This is a genomic window from Stappia stellulata, from assembly GCF_020176715.1.
Taxonomy (GTDB): domain Bacteria; phylum Pseudomonadota; class Alphaproteobacteria; order Rhizobiales; family Stappiaceae; genus Stappia.
Genome location: NZ_JAIVMF010000002.1, coordinates 294,452 through 316,262, shown reverse-complemented (window position 1 = coordinate 316,262; position 21,811 = coordinate 294,452). Strand labels below are relative to the sequence as shown.

Sequence of the window (21,811 nt, the reverse complement as noted above, 5' to 3'; positions counted from 1 at the left end):
CTCACGGGTGCATTCGATGGCATTTATGGCTAAGGGTCAAGGGGCGCAACGTCATGCTGCCCGGGAATTGTGAAAATTTTTTCACATTCCGAAAATCCCAACAGTTGTTCCGAAAGGAAGATGATGTCCGCTTCACAGTCGAACGGCAGTGCCGGTCTCGCGACACGCCTGACCCACGCCGGCCGGGCGCCGAGCAGTTTTCACGGGTTCGTCAACCCGCCGGTCGCCCATGCCTCGACGGTGCTGTTTCCCGACACCGCGACGATGCTGTCCGGCAAACAGACCTACCATTACGCCCGTAGGGGAAACCCGACCACCGACGCCCTGGAAGAGGCCATCGCGGAACTGGAAGGTGCGGCCGGCGCGAAGCTCGCCTCCTGCGGCCTCAACGCCGTGGCGCTGGCGCTGCTGTCGTGCCTGTCGTCGGGCGACCACCTGCTGATCACCGACAGCGCCTACGGACCGACACGGCACCTGGCGGACACGACGCTAAAGCGGCTCGGCATCGAGATCGACTATTACGACCCCGCCATCGGCGCCGGCATTTCCGCGCTGATGAAGCCCAACACCAGGGCCGTCATGACCGAGGCGCCCGGCTCGCTCACCTTCGAGATGCAGGACATCCCGGCGATTGCCGAGGCCGCCCATGCCGCCGGCGCGCTTGTCGTGATGGACAACACCTGGGCCACGCCCTGCTACTTCCAGGCGATTGCCCATGGCGTCGACCTGTCGATCCAGGCCGGCACGAAATACATCGTCGGCCATTCCGACGCGATGCTGGGAACGGTCGCGGCAAGCCCGCGCGCCTGGGAGGCGCTCGACGCCACCGCCGGCGCGCTCGGCATCCACGTCGGCCCGGATGACGTCTTCCTCGGCCTGCGCGGCCTGCGCACCATGCATGTGCGGCTACGCCAGCACATGGAAGCGGGACTGGAGATCGCCCGCTGGCTGCAGACCCGCGAGGAGGTCGCCCGTGTGCGCCACCCCGCGCTCCCCGAAGATCCGGGCCATGCACTGTGGAGCCGCGATTTCTGCGGAGCGTCCGGCCTCTTCGCCTTCGACTTCCGCGACGACGTCACCTTCGAGCAAAGCTGCGCCTTCCTCGATGCACTGCGCCTGTTCGGGCTCGGCTATTCCTGGGGCGGGTTCGAGAGCCTTGCGATCCCCGTGCGGCTGAAGGGCATGCGCACCGCAACGCCGATGCCGGAGGGCGGCCCCGGCATTCGCCTGCATATCGGGCTGGAGGATGTGACCGACATCCGCGCCGATCTGGAAGCCGGGTTCAAGGCCCTCATGGGCTGATCCGCGCCACTGCGACCTGAACCAAAACGAAACCGCCCGCGTCCCGGCATGACTTGCCGCGACGCGGGCGGTTCGCGTTCAGGCTGCGGAGCGGCGACCTCAGATGCTCGGATCGCGGCGCTTCTCGCGGAAGATCAGCCAGAGATTGCGAAAATAGATGATCAGGCCAAGCCCCTGGCCGGCGATGAACACCGGATCGCCGACCTGGATCGCATAGACAAACAGCAGGCTGCCGCCGGCGATGGAAAAGAACCAGAAGGCCACCGGCACGATGGAGCGCCCGACCCGTTCGGAGGCGACCCATTGCACCACGAAGCGCATCATGAACATCGCCTGCGCGACAAATCCGAGCGCCACCCAGCCGTCGAACCGCTCGATGAAAACGCTGTAGAGCCAGGCTGTCAGATCGGCTAGCACCGCGATTCCTCCTTCGCCTCGTCGGCCGGCAGTCCGGCAATGATGGACAGCTGCGGGATGCGCTTGCGCCGGCGGCGCAGCCACCACACGCCGAAGAGATCGAGGATCCCGACGAACGCCCGGTCGAAAATCCCATACTTGGAGCTGCCGTGACGGCGGTGCCGGTCGACGATGTCGACATGGGTCACGCCGTAGCCCTCGCGCAGCACAAGTGCCGGCAGGAACCGGTGCCAGCTGTCGAAATACGGCAGGCGCAGGAACACATCGCGCCGCAGCGCCTTGAGCCCGCAGCCCGAATCGCGCGTCTGGTCCTTCAGGAGCCAGCCCCGCAACCGGTTGGCGAAGCGCGACGCCAGCCGCTTGGCCGCACTTGCCTTGCGCCCGGTGCGCTGGCCGGAGGCAAGCGCCACCGACGGCCCCGCCGCCTCGAGTGCTGCAAGCAACGCCGGGATGTAGGCCGGGTCGTTCTCGCCGTCGCCGTCGATGGTCACCACCACCGCACCGCGGGCGGCATAAAGCCCGGAGCGCACCGAGGCGCTCTGGCCGCAGGCGGAAGCGTGGCGCAACGCGCGCAGGAACGGCAGCTCGCGGGCGCGCGCGGCCAGCATCTCCGCGCTGCCGTCGCTGGAGCCGTCATCGACGACAATGATCTCGAAGGCCCGTCCGGCAAGCGCCGCGGCGATCTCCTCGATCAGTTCCCCAAGGTTCTCGCGTTCGTCCTTGGCCGGCACGATGACGGAAATCTCCGGCTCCTGTCCGGATGCCTGCGCGCTCATGAGGCGTCTCCCGTCGCCGGTCCTGCGGGCGCGGCCGGCCGCATCAGGCTGCGCCGGCCCGTGGCGGAACGCCACAGCGCACGGACGCAGGCGCGAAAGCTCACCCGCCCCATGATCGGGGTGATCGCGCCGAGCCGGTTGAAGCGGAACCCGATTCGCCGGTGTGCCATCCAGCGTGCCGCCACGACACCGACGCTCAGGCCGAGCAGCGTCCCGGCGATGACATCGCTCGGATAATGTGCGCCGACCATGATGCGGCTGAAGGCGATCCAGAACCCGCAGACGACGATCAGCCAGCGGTAGGTCGGGAAGATCAGCGCGAGCGTCGTCGCCAGAGCGGCAATCGTGGTGGAATGGCCGGAGGGAAAGCTGGTGTAGGCGCCCTTCAGCGCCAGGAAGTCGAAGTGCACCGGCCCGACCTCCTCATAGAGCTTGGGCCGTGCACGCCCCAGCACCCACTTGAGGAAGAGGACGATGATGCCGCTTGATGCCACCACGACGAAGATATAGGCGCAAAAGGTCCACAAGCTGGACAGCGCCATGCGCGCCCGCCAGGTCAGCCGGTCCCAGTCGAGCGCCAGCGTCGCCAGGCAGTAGATGCCGGTGGTCCACAGGATCCAGTGCCCCTTGCCGAGATCCGTGATGGCGATGAAGGCGTTCTTGTACTGCTGCGGCAGCGAGCGCAGCCAGGGATAGGTCGGAATATCCAGCACGATCACCGCAATGCCGACGGTCAGCAGCAGCACCGCCAGGATGTCCTGCGGCCGGTGTCCCGGCGGCAGCGGCGGGCGCTGTACGGCGACCCTGTGCTCGCGACCGGCCAGAAGCGCGCGGATAGCGAACGCATTGTCGCGCGCCCGCTCGAACCCGCGCCGCAACCGGCCGTCCGCCGCCGGCGCGGGGCCACGGCCGTTTCCGCTGTCGTCACTCACGCCCCGTCTCCTCTGCGCTGTAGAGACCGATGTCCATCTCGTCGCCACCGTTGATGTTCAGCCCCGTGACCCGCACCGTGCTTTTTTCGCGCGGCGCGCCCAGCTCCGCCAGGGCCGCCAGGAACGCCGCCTCGTGCAGGGCATCGACGACGGCGATGCGGCAGCGCGCCGTGGCGCCCTCTCCCGGCTCCGGGTCCGCCTCCACCAGGAAGCGCGCCGCACCCTCGACCGAGGTCGGCAACGTGTCGGTGCCTTGCAGGAAGATATAGCTCGGTTCGTTGAAGCCGACGTTGGCGACGCGCGGCGCGGGGCAGCTTGCCTCCTGCGCCACCGCGTCGGCCAGCCGCGGGCTGATCCAGATCGGCGACAGGCCCGGAAGCGTGAAGCCCCAGGTCGCGACGATCAGCAGGAAACCGGCCAGAAGCGCGCGCGGCAAGGCGCGCAGCGCCGCCCCCCGCGCCATGGCGCGCAGCGCCGCCACGCCCGGCACCAGCGCCAGCGCGGCGATTACCGCGCCGGGCGGCGACGGCCAGACGCCGACGACCGGGCCGGCGACGAAATTGGCGGCGGCGACACCCGCGATCGGCACGAACAGCAGACCGGCGGCGGCATAGCGCCAGCCCTTCGACGGCGGTTGTTCCTGCTTCGACAGCAGCACGGCGGCAAGCAGCGCGATGCCCGGAAGCAGCGGCAGCGTGTAATGCGGCAGTTTGGTCGCGGTGAACTCGAAGATCAGCCAGGTCGGCACCACCCAGCACAGGGCGAAGACCACCGCCGGCGCACGGCGCGCGGCAATCAGGCCCGGCAGGGCCAGCACCATGAAGGCCGACAGCGGCCAGAAGGTGCCAAGTGCTGCGGCCAGATGGGTGAGCGGCGGCGCGCCGTGGCTTTCCTGTCCCGTCGCGACCTTGCCGAGCAGGTCCTTGCCGACGGCCTCGGCGAAGAACGCGCCGTCCGTCTGCAGATAGATCGCCACGAACCACGGCAGGACCGCGAGAAGGAAGCCCAAGATGCCGCGCAAGGGATAGAGCAGCCGGATCCAGCCGACATCGCGCGTCGCAATGGACAGGAACACGACGGTCAGGCCGACCACCAGCGGCCCGACGGGCCCCTTGATCAGCACCGACACGGCCAGTGCGCCCCAGAACAGCGTTGCCAGCAGCGGACGCCCGCGCAGCGCGGCGCGGTCAAGCCAGATCCGGGCAAGCGCGCCCTGTGCGGCGAGGATCGAGGCAAGCAGCATCGCATCGGTCTTGGCAAGCCGCGCCTCCACCCCGACGATCAGCGAGGCGGCGACCAGCGCGCCGGCGACGAAAGCGACCGGTGGCGCGGCAAAGGCGCGCACGCACCAGTAGCTCAGCAGCACCGCGAGCACAGCGCCCAGTTGCGAGACCAGCCGGTAGACCCAGATCGGCGCGTCATGGCCGAGACCGCTCGCCTCGACGACCGCCGACTGCAGCCAGTAGATGCCCACGGGCTTCTTGTGCCGGGCCATGTCCTGGAAGCGGATATCGATGAAGTCGCGGCTTTCCACCATCTGCTTGGTGGCCTGGGCAAAGCGCGGCTCGTCGCGATCGAGCGGCGGCACCTGGGAAAGCCCCGGCGCGAAGAAGACGAGCGCCAGAAGAAGCAGAACGAGCGGGGCGAGCCCCCGCCTGCCGATGAGGCGCAGCCAGCGCGCTCCTGCCGTTTCGAAGCCTTCCGTTCCCCGCCCGGCGGATGTTTCGCTCATTGTCGTAAAGCCTATGCGACCGACTGGTAATGGCAACCGCGCCCGCGCGCGGTCCGGCCCCCGCGCGCTTCCTACATGAGCGCGCGCAAAAGGGAAACCGTTCACGCACAACTCTCTCGCCTTCCCCGCGCGCGGGCGCTAGCTTTCGGGCAGTCCCAGGCGGCCCGAGCCCCCTCCCCGATGCACCGACGGAGCACCTGAATGACCCTTATCGCGCAGATCACGGACCTGCACATCCGCCCCCGAGGCCTTGCCTGCTACCGGGTCAGCGAGACCAACATGCTGGCGGAGCGCGCCGTCGCGGCGCTGAACGCGCTCGACCCCCGGCCCGACGCCGTGGTGGTGACCGGCGACCTCGCGGACGCCCCCGACGACCGCGAGTACGCCGGCGTCCAGCGACTGCTCAGCCGCATCAAGGCTCCGGTCTACGTGATCCCCGGCAATCACGATTCGCCCGCGATGATGCGCGAGCTGCTGAGCGAAGTCGGCCCGATCGACCAGGGCAGCGCGGACAAGATCCACTACGCCGTGGACATTGGCGACGTGCGGCTCGTCGCCCTCGACAGTTCCGTCCCCGGCAAGCCCCACGGCAAGCTCGGCGAGGCGCAGCTCGCCTGGCTCGACCGCACGCTGGCGGAAAGCGACCGGCCGACGCTGATCGCGGTGCACCACCCGCCGGCGCCGACCGGCATCGCCCACATGGACCGGATCGGACTGGCGGATTCGGCGGCCTTCGCCGAGGTGCTCGGCCGGCACGCCCATGTCCAGCGGGTGATGTGCGGCCATATCCACCGCACCATCATCGCCTCCGTCGGCGGCACCGTGATGACGCTCGCCCCCAGCACCGGCCATCAGGTACATCTGGACCTCGGCGATGAAGAGGCGGGCAAGTTCATCATGGAGCCGCCCGGGTTCTTCCTGCACCACCATACGCCGGACGGCGGCGTGGTGACGCATCTGGCCTATGTCGAGGCCTTTCCCGGTCCCTTCCCCTTCTTCGCCGACGAGGGCGTGACCTGGTAGGACGCCTTACAGGCGGGCGAGATGATGCGAGATCCGCCAGAGGTGATAGGTGACGCGGTGCAGCCAGCGCACGGCCTCGAGCCGCAACAAGGTGGTCTCCGCGTCGATGGCGCCCGCGGCCGCCGCCTCGATGGTGCGTTCGCGGAAACTGGTGCGCTGGTGCCGCAGCATCCGCCTGAGCCGGTTGAACCGTGACGCCATGCGGCCGTCGTCGGCGCCGTCGCGCACCTCCGCCGCCATCGCGCGCAACAGCCCGGACAGCCGGCGCAGGCGCGGGCTGCCGCGCAGGGCGTCGATGCGCTCCCTCTGCGACGCGCGATGCGCCGCCCGCGCCAGATGGTCGAGCGCGTGGCGCAGGGCGAGATTGCGGCGATGCACCTCCGGGTCGCCGTCGTCCGGGGCAAGCCTTGAGAGATAGTCGCCAAGCGCCGCAATGCCCGCCTCCACATCCGCCACCGACCGCGCCGGCTCCGCCGCAGCCCCGCCCGGCGCCAGCAGTGCCTGAACGCTGCCGGCCAACTGGCGATGGAGATCGCGGGCATTGGCACCGGCGACATCCAGCGCCGCCGCCGGCTCCGACAGGAGTTTCGGATCGAGCCGGACCGCATGCGCGGCGGAGGGTTCTGGCACCAGTCGCTCCACCAGCCGCGAAAAGGGGCCGACAAAGGGAAGGATCACCAGGACGCCGATGATGTTGAAGGTGGTGTGAAAGGCCACCAGCGCCAGTTGCTCGTCCCCGAGTGCCGCGACGATATGCGGACCGAGCGCGGCAAAGGGCGTTAGCAGCGCAAAAGCCATCGCCGCCGTCATCACGTTGTAGACCACATGGGCGGCCGCCGTCCGGCGCATCGCCGTCGACCCGCCGAGGGCGGCCAGCACGGCGGTGGCCGTGGTGCCGACGTCCATGCCGATCACCAGCGCCGCGCCCTGCGCCAGCGAGATGGTTCCGGCCGCCATCGCCGCAAGCGCCGTCGCGACCCCCGCCCCGGACGACTGGGTGACCAGCGTGATCGCGAAGCCGATGCCGACGAGTTGCGCCCGCCCCCAAAAGGTGTCGTCGGGAAAGTCGCCGGGCGTGACCACGCCCTCGAAGGCGGCAAGACCGTCCTTCAGCGCATCGACGCCGAGGAACAGCACGCTGAACCCGGCCAGCGCCCAGCCGACATTGCGAAGCGACCCGCGCCCGAACAGCTTCAACAACGCCCCGAGGAGCAAGAGCGGCAGGACAAGCAACCCGACATCGAGCCGGAAGCCGATCAGCGCGACCAGCCATCCGGTGACCGTGGAGCCGATGTTGGCGCCGAGCACGATGCCGATCGCCTGCGGAAAGGTCAAAAGCCCCGAACCGACGAAGCCCACGGTGGTCACCGTGGTGGCGCTCGACGACTGCAGCATTGTGGTCGAGACCACGCCGGCCAAGGCGCCGCTCGCGGGGCTTCGGGTCATGCGCGCCAGCGTTCGCCGCAAGCCTCCGCCGGCGAGCGCCCGAAGGCCATCGGTCAAGACGGTCATGCCCACCAGAAACAGACCGACGCCACCGAGGCCGAGAAGAACACTGTCATTCATCTTGCGAACTTTTTTCAGCGTCTTCCGGCCGCGTCAATCCGGACTGACACCAAGGAGAGCGTAGCTTCGTTCACGGGGAAGATCTTCGCGCGATTTTTGCCAATTTCTTTTTGATCTTCGCCCCCTATAATGCCGTAGGTATTGTAATATTTAAGATTCCTGAAAAATAATGAATGCGCATGTCGCAAAAAGACAAGAAGAAAACCATGCCAGCGGTGCAAAGCGAAGACGGCACGACGCCGACCGCGCCTGACGCCCCTGCGGGCGGGACCCGCCAAGGCGCAGCCTCCGGGGACACCCGCGCCGAACAGGCCGCGCGACGCGACAGGAACCAGCCGGACGCGGTCGCCAGGGAGACGATATCGAGGTTCCAGCTTGGAGAGGCGCCGTCCTTCGTCGTGATGCGCGTGTCGCGCGGCCCGGGCGATGGCTTTTCGATCGATTTCATCAGCGAGAGCTGCGAGACCATCTGGGGCCTGACTCAGGCCGAGATCGGCGCGGATCTGGGTCAGCTTTGGAACCTCATCCACGTTGAAGACGAGCCGCAGGTGCGCGCAATCCTGCGACAGGCGAGCGAGCGCAAGCGCGAGTGGGTCAGCACCTTCCGGATTGTCCACCGGCACGGCGGCCTGAAATGGGTCGTGGCGCGCGGCATCCCGCGCAACGACATTCGCGAGACGGAAACCTGGAGCATCACGATCACGGATGTGACCGGCCAGATGCGCGCCTTTCACGACCTGCAGGCAAGCGAGATCCGGTTTCGCGCGCTGGCCGAGAATGTTCCGGGCGCGATCTTCCGCTATTGCCTTCATGCCGACGGAACCCACGAGATCCACGATCTCAGTCCGGGCTGCGAGGCGCTCTGGGAACTGAGCGCCGAGGAGATCGGCAAGGATCCGGCGCAGATCTGGGAGATGATCCACCCCGACGACGTCGGCGCCGTCCGCGCGTCGGTTGTAGACTCGGCCAACACGCTGGAGCCCTGGACGCAGACCTGGCGGCTCACCCCGCCGTCCGGGACGATGAAATGGCTGCAGGGACGCGGCCAGCCGTCGCGACTGGCCAATGGCACGACGGTTTGGCACAGCGTGATCTTCGACGTGACCGAGCAGCGGGCAAAGGACGACGAGATCCGCCGCCTTGCCGAGCAGGACGACCTGACCGGGCTCGCCAACCGCGCCGTGCTGCGCAACCGCATGCAGGATGCGCTGACGCTGCAACAGGACATCGGCGGCGGCGGCGCGCTGATCCTCATCGATCTCGATCATTTCAAGGACATCAACGACACGCTCGGCCACGAGGCAGGCGACAGCGTGCTGATCACCATCGCGGAGCGGTTGCGCGGCTGCGTCAACGACGGCGACGTCGTCGCCCGGCTCGGCGGGGACGAATTCGCCGTGTTTCTGCAGGAGGCGCCGACGGAAGCCTCGGTCGCCAAGGTGATCGAGCGGATCACCGTCAGGCTGTGCGACGACGTCCTCGTCGAGGGCCGGCAGACCGCCATCGGCATCTCGGCCGGAGCAGCACTTTATCCCCGCGACGGGCGCACGCCCGGCGAAGTGCTGAAACATGCCGATATCGCCCTGTTTGAGGCCAAGGCGGCCGGGCGCAACACCCATGTCTTCTTCTCGCCCCGGCACAGTGCCGTACGGGCGCGGCGCCAGACGCTGGCCGAGGCGCTTCGCATGGCGATCGGACACGGCGAGCCGGAAGTCGCCTTCCAGCCCATCGTCGAGACCGAAAGCGCCGCCCACAGCGGCTTCGAGAGCCTGGCCCGCTGGACGCACGCGGGAACGGCGATCCCGCCGGTGGAGTTCATCCCGCTGGCGGAGGAGACCGGCCTTGCAATGGCCCTCGGCGAGGTGCTGTTTGCCAAGGCCCTGGCGCGCACGTCGCAACTTCACAGCCTCGGGCTCGATCCGGGCACGCTGTCGGTCAATGTCTCGGCGCAGCAATTGCGCGATCCGGGCTTCGCGCGAACCGTCGGCGACGCACTCTCGCGCCACGGCCTTTCACCTCAGTCGCTGGAAATCGAGGTCACGGAAAACGTGATCTTCGGCCGCTGGGCGGATGCGATCGCCACCACGCTGCGTGAACTGCACCGGCTCGGCACGCGCATCGCGCTCGACGATTTCGGCACCGGCTACGCCTCGCTCATTCACCTGCGCCGCCTGCAGGTCCACCGGTTGAAGATCGACAAGTCCTTCACCGCCGCCTGCACGACGAACGCGGATGACGCAGCGATCGTGCGCACCATCATCTCCCTGGCGCAATCGCTCGGCCTCGATGTGGTCGCCGAAGGCATCGAAACCCAAGAGCAGCGCGCCTTCCTGCAGCGCAACGGCTGCGACTTCGCGCAGGGCTACCTGTTCGGCCGTCCCACGACCGAGACAGCGGCGATAGAGGCGTATCTGCGCGCAGCACCATCACCGGGCTGACGCGGAAGGCGCCGCGACCACAGTTGCGAAATCATTGGAATCCATTGAAAAAAATGGCGACCCCGGCAGGATTCGAACCTGCGACCATCGGCTTAGAAGGCCGGTGCTCTATCCACTGAGCTACGGGGCCACTTGGGCCGGGACAGTCGTTTCACCGGCCTTGCGCAGGAGCGCCGGACGCGCGGGGCCTCTCCGGCCCGATTGAGCCATGTGCGGACCGCTCAATGCGTCCAGGGCATGAACCGGTCGTAGCGGAAATTGTCCGAATAGGCGATCTTCGGAACCCGACGGGTCTGCTGCGTCTCGACGCGATAGGCAATGCCGTTGCGCTTGGCATAAGCGACCGCCTCATCCTGCGTCTCGAAGCGCAGGCGCACCTGCTGCTTCATGTCCGAGGACGACGTATAGCCCATCAGCGGCTCGATCGAGCGTGCGGTTTCCGGAACGAATTCCAGGATCCATTCGTGGGTCTTGCCCCGACCGGATTGCGTTGCCGTCTTTGCCGGCGAGTAGATGCGTGCGACCATCGGGCGTCTTCCGTCAACAAGAGCTTCGCCTGTCACCGGCGGAACCGGGACGGCTTCGTTTATTCCGTCCGCACGGCGCGAAGTCAATGGCGAGCTGCACACAACCCGCCGCATTCCCCCACGAGCGACGACCCGGACCGCAGGCCCGACCCTCACGGTTGCGGCAGGCGAAGGCCGAAGACCGGGCGCAGCCGGGTCATGTCCCAGACCGATGACGCGACGCGCGCGGCAACCGGCTCGCTGCCGATCTCCCCCAGGGTCTCGACAAGGGCCCGCAAGCCGCGATCCACGGCTGCGTTGAAGCCTTCGTGACGCGAGCCGCCCTTCAATCCGATCGAGGGATTGGTGTTGATCTCATAGACGGCGAGACGTCCGTCGCGAAACCCGAAATCCGCGCGGCCATAGTCGATGTTGGCGGCCTCGAACGCCGGCCGGAGACGTTCGGCATAGGGGTTGGATGCCATTTCCGCGACGATTTCCTCGAACTCGGCATCGGTTGAAAGGCCGCGTTGCCCGTATTTAACGAAAGGGCTGCCCTCGATCACGGAGTTTCCCGGCAACATGACGTCGCCGACCCGGTAGATGGTGTGACGCCGGTAGACGCCGTCGCGCACCGGCGTATTGGCGAATTCCGTCACCAGCATGCGCGTCAGCGGCGCGCCCGCTGCCTGGACCTCGTCCAGAGAGGCATCAAGCGCCGCCTGGTCCTCCAGCAAGCGGTCGAAGTGCTGGCTGTGCCCCTCCTCGCACTTCAGGAAGACCGGAAAGCGCTCCGGGCGCGGGCGCTGCGCCGCCGGGTAGACCCGGTAGTCGTTGATGCCGAGACGCTGCAGCGTGCTCAAGAGGTCGAAGCGCAGCAGCACCCGCGCGGGGTCGTTGAACACCCTCACCCCGGCAACGCGCAGCCGGCGATAGACCTTCGCGGCCTCCGCGAGCTCGAAATAGCGAAGCCGGTCGAGATCGGTGAACACACAGGCGCTCGCCACGATCCTGCGCTGGCGAAACAGCCAGTCGTAAGTGCGGCAGGCGACCGGAAAGCGGCGATAGGGAGACTTGCGGATCCCATTGAGGGTATAGGCATGGTCGGCAGTGGTGAAAAAATGGATCATGGGAAATACGACACTTTCCTTGCGGATGCGGCGGGTCCGATTGCAGGATTGCGAAACCGCAAGGACGGTTTGAATGCACGCATCCATTGTGCTAAGAATTTTTGTCAATTTTTACAAGGCAGGTACCATGAGCTTTCCCGTTTCTCTCGACAATTCAAGATTGCTTGGCAACCGGCTGACCGGAGATCGCATGGTCGGAACCGGAAAGGTCGGACAGGCCAAGCCGACCGTTACCGGACCGAGCGAGCAATTGCGTCTCGACGAGACCAAGGTCCTGGGCGCGCGCCTGAACGGCGCCAGCATGGTTGGAGCGGCCAAGCCCGTTATCGAGCCTGATCAAGGCTGACCGCGACGACACTCGCATGCAAACATCATGATACGAAGGCGGCGGACCGACAGTCCGGCGCCTTTTTCTTGACCGAGCTGCGAGCAACACATTTGTTGCGAGTCGCAATCCTTCCGCCTTGTGCCAGGGTCAGCCGATGTCGACATCTCTCTTTCTGCCGGGTAAAGACGCCGCCATAGAGCATCTCGACGCCCTGCATGCCCGCTTCCGGGAAAGCCTTGCCCATCTCTTCGAGCGCTGCAGCGGCCATGTCGCGTTTGACAATGCGCGGGCCGACGCGCTGGTGGCCCGGCTCGCGCAGCCCTTGCGCCTTCCGCCCGCTGTCTACGGCCATTATTTCGACGCGGTCGACGCCGTCTCCGCCCAGGATCTGACCGCCCTGCAGCGGGCGATCGACGCGCTGATGACCTACGACCCAGCCACGACGCCGCCGGCGCTTGAGCTGCGTCCGCTGAATCGCGAGACCTTCAGCGCCGAGGAAGAAGCGGCCCTTCGCCGGCAGTTCGTCTCGGATTCCCTCCACGACAAGCAACTGTCGCATCTGATGGGTGAGGACTGCGACGCGGCCCTCGCCAAACTGCGCGCGAGCCTCGATCTCCTGCGCGTGCATGCCCCGGTGACCTATGGCGAAATGGAAACGCTCGTCTCCGAGATCGTTCCGGTTCACGGCAAGGTCCATGACGACCTGGAGTTCGACGGCGCCAGCAGCCTGAGACGCTGGGGCACCGTGCTGATCAACATGACGCGAACGCGCGGCCCGATCGCTCTTGCCGAAACGCTGGTGCACGAAGCCGCGCACGGAACGCTGTTTGCCATGTCCCCGGTGGAATTCTATGTCTTCAATCCGGAAAACGAGCGCTATTCGTCGCCGCTGCGCCTCGATCCGCGGCCGCTGGACGGCATCTATCACGCGACCTTCGTCCTGGCGCGCATGCATGTCGCCATGCGCGAGCTGATCAGCTCGCCGAGCCTGGACGAGAACGCACGGGCGCAGGCGACGGCGCTTGCCCGGCACAGCCGCGCGAATTTCCAGGAAGGCTACGACGTGCTCGCCGTCCACGCGGACTACACGCCGACGGGACGCGCGATCATGGAGGCCGCCCACGCCTACATGCAGGCGCTTGAGCCGCTCCCGGCACCGGATCCTGCAGCAACTGTCTGAAAAAATTTCGGAAATGGTCGGGGCAGCAAGATTCGAACTTGCGACCCTCTGCTCCCAAAGCAGATGCGCTACCAGGCTGCGCTATACCCCGTCCGGTCTGCCGTGTATCGGGCTTCGGACCTCTCCGTCAAGCCGGAAATGCAGATCGTGCCCTGCGCCGGCGGCCCTCCGTCGGCGCCTTTGGCGAAGCCTGGCGGCATCACGCGAGCGGCGCCCGGCCGGATGCTGATCTAACCGCGACCGCCCGCCTATCCGGCGTGCCGCTTGTGCCGCTTCGCCAGATACATCGCCTCCTCCGCCTCATGCTGCAGCGCCTCGAGCGTCTGGCCGGCAACGGTCGCGCAGGAGATCCCGAAGGACGCCATCGGCTTGATCGTGCTCACCGCCGTTTGCCCCGGCGAGGACCAGGACAGCGGCCGGGAAATGCCGGTCGCAATCCTGAGGGCGATGGCCCCGGCCGCCTCCCGGTCGGCGTTGCGCAGGACAACCATGAACTCGTCGCCCCCCAGCCGCCCGGCAATGTCGCCTTCGCGAATGGCCCGGTGCAACACCCGCGCGGTGGAGCGGATCACCGTGTCGCCGGCCTGATGGCCAAAGGTGTCATTGACCCACTTGAAATTGTCGAGATCGAGATAGATGAGGGCCACCTGCGCCAGCCTGTCAGGCACCTCGGCAAGCAGGCGCTCCGCCTGATGGCGGAACGCGACCGGATTGAGCAGGCCGGTCATCGGGTCGGTCTCGTTCAGCCGCTTGAGCCGGGCCGCCTCGTGGCGAAGATCGCGCTGCTGCGCCAGACTGTCGGCCAGCCGGCGGTTGCTGCGCATCGCATCCTCGGCGGCCGACAGGAACTTTCCGACCAGGGTCTTCGTCTGGTCGAGCTGGAGGATCGCCAGCGGCCGGCCCAGTCCGGACACGTCGGACAGCCGCCAGCCGGAAAACGTCATCCTGTCTCCGGTCACGCCTTCCAGGCCGATGAACACCGGCGTCGACGATTTGAACGCCCGCGACAGGCGCGCGCGCACACGCTCCGGCCCTTCGGCGAAAAGCTCGGGAAACCGCATGTTCTCAACCTTGCCGTACTGGCGCTGCGCCGCGCGGTTGGACAACCACAGGCCGCCGTCCTCGTCGACGACGAAGGTGGCCTTCGGCATATTCTCGATGGCAATGGTCAAGCCGCGCAGCAAAAGCTGCGCATCAGGGGAAGAACTCATAGCCATTCGAATTTTCCTGAGGCGACAGGTGAACCCGCACCCGACACCCGGGATGACCCGTCGCGATGGCTTCCTCTATCTCGACATGGGCATAGCCATTGGCGGTGGCGACAATCCGCCCGAACACATTGGTGGTCATCATGCACAGCGACGGACGCCCCTTGACCTGTTCGGCGAAGGGGCATCGGGAGTTGACCAGAACGATCTCATCCTCATCGAAGGTCTCGATGCGAAAGGTGCCACCGATCCGCGATTTCATGTCGACCAGGATGGTGCCCAACACCTCGGCATTGGGCGGCTGCCCCTGCAATTCAGCGACATACTGGGACGCCAGATCGTCACCGATCTTGCCCCCGACAACGCCGACAAAGGACGCGGCATCCTCCAGCCCGACGACCTCCTCAAGTGTGCCGGCAAGCGTGCCGATCATGCCCTGAAAAAAACTGACGTCATCCAGCTCAATCTTGAAATCTCGAGTGGCCATGGAAGTCACCTTCGACATTCAACCAACCCTTTCGAACCAACGATCATGGATGATCGTCACAGAACGCTAGTTAAAAAGCAAACTGATCATGGGACTTGCTCGAAAGAATTCGGACGCGAAAGGGGATCTCCAAAAAAACAACAACCATCAATAGAAACGCGACTTCAAGTGGGTGTATCGGGCAACAACCCTGGGCGGTGGCCCGGCTCCGTCAACCCGGCTGTCCGGCGGAGCCGATCAGGTCGCTCTGCACGACGTCGCCCGGCACGATGCCCAGTTGCGCCGCCGTTCCGCCGGGCACCTCGAGAACGAAACGCACCACCGCGCGGGAGGGAACGAGGTCCTCCGACAGCGGCTCGGTCTCGCGCGCGATATGCGCAACCCGCCCCGACGCCTCGATGAAGATCATATCGAGCGGGATCAGCGTGTTCTTCATCCAGAAGGCGACCTCGCGCTCTTCCTGAAAGTCGAACAGCATGCCGGCATCGGGCGCCAGCGCCTCGCGATACATCAGTCCACGGGCGCGCGCCCGCGGCGTCTCCGCGATCTCGACCTCGAAACGGTGACGGCCGGACGCGGAAATCACGAACAGCGTCTCGCGGCGCAACTCCAGCGCCGCCTCGGCGCGCGCGCCCTGCGCAAACACGCCCTCCCCGGAGGCAACACCGACGACCGCCCCGGCGAGCAGCGCGACCAGAAGCGCAAACATCGCGAAGGGCGTCGGCTTCCGGGGCCTGCCCGGTGCGGCATGCGGGAGCATCAGTGCGACGACGGAATATGCACGCCCTCGCCGTCCGGGCGGATCTCGGCGGCCATGCGGCCCTTGGGGCCCTGTCCGAACCGGACCATCACGGTCTGGCCGGGCCGCAATTCGGTAATGCCGAAGCGGCGCAGGGTTTCCATATGCACGAAGATATCCTCCGTTCCCTCCCCTTGGGTCAGGAAGCCGAAGCCCTTCACGCGGTTGAACCATTTGACGGTGGCGCGTTCGTATCCGCTTTCCGGCACGACCTGTACATGGGTGCGCGACGGCGGAAGCTGGGACGGATGAACGGCCGTGCTCTCGTCCATCGACAGGATGCGGAAGGCCTGGAGACCGCGGGTGCCCGGCGTGACCTCGCAGACGATGCGGGCGCCCTCATAAGCGGTGCGGTAGCCGTCGCGGCGCAGGCAGGTCACATGCAAAAGCACATCGGGCGCGCCATTGTCCGGCACGATGAAGCCGTAGCCCTTCGCGACGTCGAACCACTTGATCGACCCGGCGAGCACATCCAGGTCGGCTCCGGGGTCATCCGCTGCCCCGTCCGGCACCGCCATGGCGTGTTTCGTTCCCACGTCCTTCATCGTCCACGCCCCTGATACGCCGTAAGCTGGATACGCCTTCGCGAGCATCGCAACACCAACGATTCCGCGTGGTGAGGATAACATCCCGCGCCGGCGGGACCACACCTAATTGCGAAAAAGTGTCAATGGTCCCACCGACGAAGTGTGAAACGCTTTTGATCGATTCGCAAAGCCCGGACTTTGGAACCGGCTGCGCAAATCGCGGGCACGGCCGGCAAAAATCGCCGCCCCGGCATGTCGGCCATTGATCTGGGCGTGCAACTCCATAGTGTTTCGGTCATCCCCGCCGCAGGCTGCCGCGCACCGTCGCCCGGCCGGCGGCGACCCCGCCAAGGCCGCTTGCAGCGGCATCAAGGAGGTATTCATGCGCTATCTGCACACAATGGTCCGCGTCCGCGACATCGACGAATCGCTGGATTTCTACTGCAACAAGTTCGGCCTTGAAGAGGTGCGCCGCCACGAGAGCGAGGCCGGCCGCTTCACGCTGATCTTCCTGACCGCGCCCGAAGACGTCGAGGCCTTCAAGAAGGGATCCGCGCCGGCGCTCGAACTGACCTACAACTGGGACCCGGAAGACTACGACGGCGGCCGCAACTTCGGCCATCTCGCCTATGAGGTCGATGACATCTACGCCACCTGCGAAAAGCTCCAGGCCGCCGGCGTGACCATCAACCGTCCGCCGCGCGACGGACGCATGGCCTTCGTCCGCTCGCCGGACAATATTTCCATCGAATTGCTGCAGAAGGGCGAGGCGCAGGCGCCGAAGGAACCCTGGGCCTCGATGGGCAACACCGGCACCTGGTAGCTCCGGCTGCCGGGCGGCGGGGTCCGGGTCACCGGACCCCGCGCACGGGCCTGCCCCCTGCCGGCCGCCGCCCCGCCCTCTTTTTTCGCGGCTGCGAAGACGGCTGTGGATTACGGTGCATCTACCCCCTTGCCTGTGCGAAAAATTCTGCCTATAACCCGCCCACATCGACGGACCGGGCGCCCATCGTCTAGCGGTCTAGGACGCCGCCCTTTCACGGCGGAAACACGGGTTCGAGTCCCGTTGGGCGTACCACTTTCCTTCCGGTCAAACCGTCGATCGTGAGCATGGCTCGCGACACCGCCTCCCCCCAAAAAATCAGACCGATGACCGCACCAGGCTCCGCCCGGGACGCTGCACGCTGATCCGCTGCAGATGCGGTGTCTTGACCGCACGGCGCGCACGCACGCTCGGCCGCGTCCCTCTCAAGGCCAGCTGGCGGTCGCGCGCGTCACACCGCGTATTTGTCGATCATCGCTTCCAGATATTCCGCCGCGTCCTTGCCCTTCAGCGCATCCTGCCAAAGCCCCTTGGCGATCTCCTCGTGCAAGGCCATGGCTTCCGGCGCGGCGGTGATCAGGGCGACGCCAAGCCGGATATTCGGTTGCTCGCCGAGCCGGAACGGACTGATCGCCACCAGCGAGCGTCCGTTCTGGCGGAAGATCTGGAAGCTCGTCGCCGGCACCGGTTCGCGCACGATGCCGATCTGAATGCCGATCGGTTCCTCCCGCAGCATCTCCAGGATCGATTCCGCTTCGCGACGGGCCTGAACGCGCCGGGCACGGACCACATCGGCCGGCAGGTCGTGGCGCCCGATCAACCCGTGCAGCAGAAAACGCTCCAGATCCGCAGAGGCGATCAGGCTGACGATCAGCGGCCGGCGCTGGTGAAAGGCCGTCTTGCGGGCCCGCAGGATCTCCAGCAGGGAGGCCACCAGATCGGCGGCCGCCGGCGCGCTCATCGCGCTTTCCGGGATCGATTCCAGCAACACCTCGCGCAGCATGTCGTCATAGGCGTCGGAGGTCAGAAGGTAGGAGACCGGACTAAACAGACCGATGATCTGTTCGCAGTTCTGCTCCAGCTGGCGCATGCGCTCGAAGAAGGCGACCGCACTGGAGACATATTCGACGCCGACCCCCATCAGGCTCGCGAGCGAGACGCCGAGTTCGGCGGCGATGCTGGTCAGCGCCTCGATCTTGCGAATCTCGCCCTTTTCCGCCCGGTACAGGGCGGCGCGGGACATCCCGAGCTTTTCGGCAAGCGTTTCCGGCGACAGGCCCTTGCCCAGACGATAGGCTCTCAATCTCGCGCCAATATCGGAGAAGCTGATGGTTTCCTCGTCCGGCACGCCCGATCCTTCCACTAAAATTTGTCTTGGCTTCACCGCACGGGCTTGTCAACGCGACCGGCGCCCGAACGGAAAGCATCGTACCAATTATTAGACTTAAAGAGCTAGTGTCTCAATTTTGAGATTTGTCGTTGACAGGAAAAATGTCCGCTCCTACGCTCTTCCCTTCCCGGATGTAAAAATTCCAGAGAGGGTCACAATGAACACGCGCATTCGTAATCTATCGGCTTCCTGCCTGCTTGTCGCCGCCACCATATCCGGTGTCTCCGGCGCCTATGCCGCAGAGTTCACCGCGAAGATCGGACATCTGGAGTCCGCGCAGCAGTCGCGCCACGTCCACCTCGAGAAGGTGGCCGAACTCGTGGCGGAGCGCACCGGCGGCGCCGTCGAGTTCCAGATTTTCCCGCAGGGCCAGCTCGGCTCGCAGCGCGAGATGACCGAAGGCGTCCAGCTCGGCTCGCTTGAGGGCACGGTCGCCCCGGCCGCCTTCCTCGGCGGCTTCAACCCGGCGGTGTCCATTCTCGACATTCCCTTCCTGCTGCCGAACGACGAACAGGTCTCCCAGGAAATCCGCGGCGGTGCCTTCGGCGACGCGCTCTGCAAGTCTTTCGACGAGCGCGGCGTGACCTGCATCGGCCTGTGGCCGAACGGACGCAAGAACTTCACCTCCTCCAAGCCGCTCGCCAGCCTCGACGACTTCGCCGGCCAGAAGTTCCGCGTGATGGATTCCAACATCCTGATCGAGCAGTTCAACTCGCTCGGCGCATCGGCCATCGCCCTACCCTTCGGCGAGCTCTACACCGCACTTCAGACCGGCGTCGTCGACGGCGAGGAAAACCCGCTCGACACCATCCAGCGCATGAAGTTCCACGAAGTACAGAAGCATCTCGTGGTTTCCAACCACGGTGCCATGGAAGACGTGATCCTGTTCAACCCGGCCTGGTGGTCGAGCCTGCCGCAGGAGCACAAGGACACGATCGTCGCCGCGTTCCAGGAAGTCATCCCGGAGCTGATCGCGCACAAGTCCGCGGCCGTCGACGCCGCGCTTGAGGAGATCAAGAAGTCCGACATCGAGATCCGCGTGATGAGCGATGAGGAAAAGGCGGCCTTCCGCGATGTGATGTACCCGCCCGCACGCGCCGCCTATCTGAACCGCGCCGGCGAGGAAGGCGAAGCCCTGATCGCCATCTACGAAAAGGAATACGAGGCCACCACGGCCAAGTAATTTCCGGCCGGTTCCGCGTGTCGGCATCGGTCTCTCTCCTGCCGGACCCTCAAAAGGGTCCGGCATCGGGGCCCGCAGCGTCGGGACGCGCGCGCAGACGACGCCCGCACCGCCCTGCCCATTGGCTCCGGCTTTGACGGGAGTGCGCTTCCCGCACGTTGCGAATGACGCGAAAATGGCCCCCGTTTCCGGCTCATTGGCGTGTTGACGAAAAGCGCTCCGCCTCGAACCGTTTCACCCTCGGTCATGGACCGGTCCCCCCGTGCTAAGGACAGTCCCTTGAAAATACTGACCGCCATAAGAACAGCCGAGCGTATCGCCGCTGTCTCCATCTTTCTGTCGATGGTTGTCCTCTACTTCTCCAACGTGCTTGCGCGTCAGGTCGGGGGCACCTTCGCGTCGGACTTCGCCTGGGTGGAAGAGGCGGTCCGGCTGATGAGCCTGTTCCTCGTCTTCTTCTCGGTCGGCCTCGCGCTGGAAAAGGGCCGCCACGCCGGCGTGCACACCTGGCGCGACCGCATCGCGCGGGCGAGCGGGCTGCCGCTGCGCAAGGTCATCGACGCGGTCGGCTTCGTCTTCTGCGTCTATCTCGTCTACCTCAGCTACCAGATGACCGCCTTCGTTTACGGCATGGGCCAAAAAAGCCCGACGCTGAACGTCCCCGTCTTCTGGATCTATCTCGCACCGACCACCGGTTTCGCTTTGATGGCGTTGCGTTACGCCCTCAGCTTCTTCGGTCGCATCGATCGTTTCGCCGGACAGGCGTCGGAGGACCTATGATCCTGATCGCACTCGTCGTTCTCGCAGCCGTCCTGCTGCTCGTTCTCGGCTTCGAGATGTTCCTCGTGCTGGGCGTTCCCGCGCTCATGATCAAGGAATTCTTCTACGGAAACCTCCCCGACCCGGTTCTCGCGCAGAAGATTCTCGGCGGCATCAACCACACCACGCTCCTGGCGATCCCCTTCTTCATCCTCGCCGCGGAACTGATGGGTGCGGGCCAGATCGCCAGCCGGTTGACCGGCCTCGTCAAGACGATGATCGGCCACCTGCGCGGCGGCATGGGCTACACCACCATCGGCGGGTCCATGGCCTTCGGCTCCGTCTCCGGCTCCGCGCCGGCGACCGTCGCCGCCATGGCGCGCATGGTCTATCCGGAATTGCGCAAGGCCGGCTTCAGCGACCGCTTCTCGCTCGGCCTCATCGTCTCCAGCGCGGAAACGGCCCTGCTCATTCCGCCCTCCATCACCTTCATCATCTACGGCTGGATGACCGGCACCTCGGTCGCCAAGCTGTTTGTCGGCGGCCTCGCGGTCGGTCTGGTGCTCGGTCTGGCCTTCGCCGTAATGGCGGCAATCGAGGCCCGCCGCAGCGGCGTCGAACGCGCGCCGCGCACAAGCTGGCGCGAGCGGCTCGTCGCGATCCGCCAGTCGGGCTGGGCGCTCGGCATGCCGTTCATCATCCTCGGCGGCATCTACAGCGGCTATTTCACACCCACGGAAGCGGCCGCCGTCAGCGTCATCTATGCCATCCTCGTCGAGGGACTGGTCTTTCGCGAGCTGACCTGGCGCAAGCTGTTCGACGTGACCGAACGCGCCGCGATCTCGACCGCGATCATCTTCATCCTGCTCGCGATGGGCAGCCTCCTGTCCTATTTCATCACCCTGGCGCAGGTGCCGACCGCGATCACCAACTTCCTGGAGGCGATCCACGCCGGGCCGGTGATGTTCCTGCTGATCGTCAACGTCTGCTTCCTGATCGCCGGCATGTTCATCGATCCGAACTCGGCGCTGCTGATCCTGGTGCCGCCGCTCTTTCCGGTGGCCATGGCGCTCGGCATCGACCCGGTCCACTTCGGCATGGTCGTCACGCTGAACATCTCCATCGGCATGATCACGCCGCCCTTCGGGCTCGATATCTTCGTCGCCTCCTCGACCCTGTCGAAACCGGTGATGACCATCATCTCGGGACTGTGGCCCTTCATCATCGCCAATCTAATCGTTCTCGCGATCATCACCTATGTGCCGGACATCTCCACGTTCCTGCCCCGGCTCGTGTTCGGATGAG

At 65.9% G+C, this 21,811-nt stretch carries 21 protein-coding genes and 3 tRNA genes; 10 read left to right on the top strand and 14 right to left on the bottom strand.

Annotated elements, in window-relative coordinates; translation table 11 throughout:
- Nucleotides 1-120: 120 nt before the first annotated feature.
- Nucleotides 121-1,302: a cystathionine beta-lyase gene (gene metC, locus LC092_RS04445; RefSeq protein ID WP_224805222.1), complete on the top strand. Its 1,182-nt coding sequence runs from the start codon at nt 121-123 to the stop codon at nt 1,300-1,302.
- A 99-nt stretch (nt 1,303-1,401) separates the two neighbouring features.
- Here metC and LC092_RS04440 read toward each other — a convergent pair whose 3' ends face one another.
- Genes LC092_RS04440 through LC092_RS04425 form a run of 4 tightly spaced genes read right to left on the bottom strand, consistent with a single transcriptional unit; the run spans nt 1,402 to nt 5,159 of the window.
- On the bottom strand, nt 1,402-1,719 hold the full coding sequence (locus LC092_RS04440; RefSeq protein WP_224805221.1) for a lipid-A-disaccharide synthase N-terminal domain-containing protein: 318 nt from the start codon (nt 1,717-1,719) through the stop codon (nt 1,402-1,404).
- Nucleotides 1,713-2,495, bottom strand: coding sequence for a glycosyltransferase family 2 protein (locus tag LC092_RS04435; protein WP_224805220.1), 783 nt, complete (start codon nt 2,493-2,495; stop codon nt 1,713-1,715). The genes LC092_RS04440 and LC092_RS04435 overlap by 7 nt, the downstream gene beginning before the upstream one ends.
- Nucleotides 2,492-3,427, bottom strand: a complete 936-nt coding sequence (locus LC092_RS04430; RefSeq protein WP_224805219.1) for a phosphatase PAP2 family protein — start codon at nt 3,425-3,427, stop codon at nt 2,492-2,494. The genes LC092_RS04435 and LC092_RS04430 overlap by 4 nt, the downstream gene beginning before the upstream one ends.
- Nucleotides 3,420-5,159, bottom strand: coding sequence for an ArnT family glycosyltransferase (locus tag LC092_RS04425; RefSeq protein ID WP_224805218.1), 1,740 nt, complete (start codon nt 5,157-5,159; stop codon nt 3,420-3,422). The genes LC092_RS04430 and LC092_RS04425 overlap by 8 nt, the downstream gene beginning before the upstream one ends.
- A 201-nt stretch (nt 5,160-5,360) precedes the next feature.
- Between LC092_RS04425 and LC092_RS04420 the strand changes: the two genes are divergently transcribed.
- Nucleotides 5,361-6,182, top strand: coding sequence for a phosphodiesterase (locus LC092_RS04420; protein WP_224805217.1), 822 nt, complete (start codon nt 5,361-5,363; stop codon nt 6,180-6,182).
- Nucleotides 6,183-6,188: 6 nt separating this feature from the next.
- Here the strand turns inward: LC092_RS04420 and LC092_RS04415 are convergent, their stop codons facing one another.
- Entirely contained in the window at nt 6,189-7,748 is a 1,560-nt protein-coding gene (locus LC092_RS04415) for a Na/Pi cotransporter family protein (protein ID WP_224805216.1), read from the bottom strand.
- A 206-nt stretch (nt 7,749-7,954) separates the two neighbouring features.
- Here LC092_RS04415 and LC092_RS21255 point away from each other — a divergent pair, with 206 nt between their 5' ends.
- Nucleotides 7,955-10,186 (top strand): putative bifunctional diguanylate cyclase/phosphodiesterase, encoded by a 2,232-nt coding sequence (locus LC092_RS21255; protein ID WP_318245901.1) that lies wholly within the window; start codon nt 7,955-7,957, stop codon nt 10,184-10,186.
- A 54-nt stretch (nt 10,187-10,240) separates the two neighbouring features.
- Here LC092_RS21255 and LC092_RS04395 read toward each other — a convergent pair.
- The 3 genes from LC092_RS04395 to LC092_RS04385 form a co-directional block, all read right to left on the bottom strand.
- Nucleotides 10,241-10,316, bottom strand: a tRNA-Arg gene (locus tag LC092_RS04395).
- A 91-nt stretch (nt 10,317-10,407) separates the two neighbouring features.
- Nucleotides 10,408-10,713 carry an ETC complex I subunit gene (locus LC092_RS04390; RefSeq protein ID WP_224805215.1) on the bottom strand — a complete coding sequence of 102 codons (306 nt, stop codon included), beginning with the start codon at nt 10,711-10,713 and terminating at the stop codon, nt 10,408-10,410.
- A 152-nt stretch (nt 10,714-10,865) separates the two neighbouring features.
- Nucleotides 10,866-11,822 (bottom strand): hypothetical protein, encoded by a 957-nt coding sequence (locus tag LC092_RS04385; RefSeq protein ID WP_224805214.1) that lies wholly within the window; start codon nt 11,820-11,822, stop codon nt 10,866-10,868.
- Between the two features lie 73 nt (nt 11,823-11,895).
- Between LC092_RS04385 and LC092_RS04380 the strand changes: the two genes are divergently transcribed.
- The gene (locus LC092_RS04380; protein ID WP_224805213.1) at nt 11,896-12,168 is read left to right on the top strand and encodes a hypothetical protein; all 273 of its coding nucleotides are present in this window, start codon (nt 11,896-11,898) and stop codon (nt 12,166-12,168) included.
- A gap of 136 nt (nt 12,169-12,304) precedes the next feature.
- Nucleotides 12,305-13,330: an aKG-HExxH-type peptide beta-hydroxylase gene (locus LC092_RS04375; protein WP_224805212.1), complete on the top strand. Its 1,026-nt coding sequence runs from the start codon at nt 12,305-12,307 to the stop codon at nt 13,328-13,330.
- Nucleotides 13,331-13,344: 14 nt separating this feature from the next.
- Here LC092_RS04375 and LC092_RS04370 read toward each other — a convergent pair.
- The 5 genes from LC092_RS04370 to LC092_RS04350 form a co-directional block, all read right to left on the bottom strand.
- A tRNA-Pro gene (locus LC092_RS04370) sits at nt 13,345-13,421 on the bottom strand.
- A 157-nt stretch (nt 13,422-13,578) separates the two neighbouring features.
- A complete protein-coding gene (locus LC092_RS04365; RefSeq protein WP_224805211.1) occupies nt 13,579-14,541 on the bottom strand; it encodes a sensor domain-containing diguanylate cyclase in 963 nt (320 codons plus the stop codon).
- Nucleotides 14,525-15,025, bottom strand: coding sequence for a methanogen output domain 1-containing protein (locus LC092_RS04360; protein WP_224805210.1), 501 nt, complete (start codon nt 15,023-15,025; stop codon nt 14,525-14,527). The genes LC092_RS04365 and LC092_RS04360 overlap by 17 nt, the downstream gene beginning before the upstream one ends.
- Nucleotides 15,026-15,236: 211 nt before the next feature.
- Nucleotides 15,237-15,734, bottom strand: coding sequence for a DUF192 domain-containing protein (locus LC092_RS04355; RefSeq protein WP_224805209.1), 498 nt, complete (start codon nt 15,732-15,734; stop codon nt 15,237-15,239).
- 50 nt (nt 15,735-15,784) lie between these two features.
- A complete protein-coding gene (locus LC092_RS04350) occupies nt 15,785-16,342 on the bottom strand; it encodes a cold-shock protein (RefSeq protein WP_224805287.1) in 558 nt (185 codons plus the stop codon).
- A gap of 391 nt (nt 16,343-16,733) precedes the next feature.
- Between LC092_RS04350 and LC092_RS04345 the strand changes: the two genes are divergently transcribed.
- The gene (locus LC092_RS04345) at nt 16,734-17,174 is read left to right on the top strand and encodes a VOC family protein (protein ID WP_224805208.1); all 441 of its coding nucleotides are present in this window, start codon (nt 16,734-16,736) and stop codon (nt 17,172-17,174) included.
- 179 nt (nt 17,175-17,353) lie between these two features.
- Nucleotides 17,354-17,429, top strand: a tRNA-Glu gene (locus tag LC092_RS04340).
- A gap of 196 nt (nt 17,430-17,625) precedes the next feature.
- Here LC092_RS04340 and LC092_RS04335 read toward each other — a convergent pair.
- A complete protein-coding gene (locus LC092_RS04335) occupies nt 17,626-18,522 on the bottom strand; it encodes a helix-turn-helix domain-containing protein (RefSeq protein ID WP_224805207.1) in 897 nt (298 codons plus the stop codon).
- A gap of 199 nt (nt 18,523-18,721) precedes the next feature.
- Here LC092_RS04335 and LC092_RS04330 point away from each other — a divergent pair, with 199 nt between their 5' ends.
- The 3 genes from LC092_RS04330 to LC092_RS04320 all read left to right on the top strand — a co-directional run bounded on the left by LC092_RS04330 (nt 18,722) and on the right by LC092_RS04320 (nt 21,810).
- Nucleotides 18,722-19,747: a TRAP transporter substrate-binding protein gene (locus LC092_RS04330; RefSeq protein ID WP_224805206.1), complete on the top strand. Its 1,026-nt coding sequence runs from the start codon at nt 18,722-18,724 to the stop codon at nt 19,745-19,747.
- A gap of 279 nt (nt 19,748-20,026) precedes the next feature.
- The gene (locus LC092_RS04325) at nt 20,027-20,527 is read left to right on the top strand and encodes a TRAP transporter small permease (RefSeq protein ID WP_224805205.1); all 501 of its coding nucleotides are present in this window, start codon (nt 20,027-20,029) and stop codon (nt 20,525-20,527) included.
- A complete protein-coding gene (locus LC092_RS04320) occupies nt 20,524-21,810 on the top strand; it encodes a TRAP transporter large permease (RefSeq protein ID WP_224805204.1) in 1,287 nt (428 codons plus the stop codon). Before LC092_RS04325 ends, LC092_RS04320 begins: the two co-directional genes overlap by 4 nt.
- Nucleotide 21,811 lies beyond the last annotated feature (1 nt).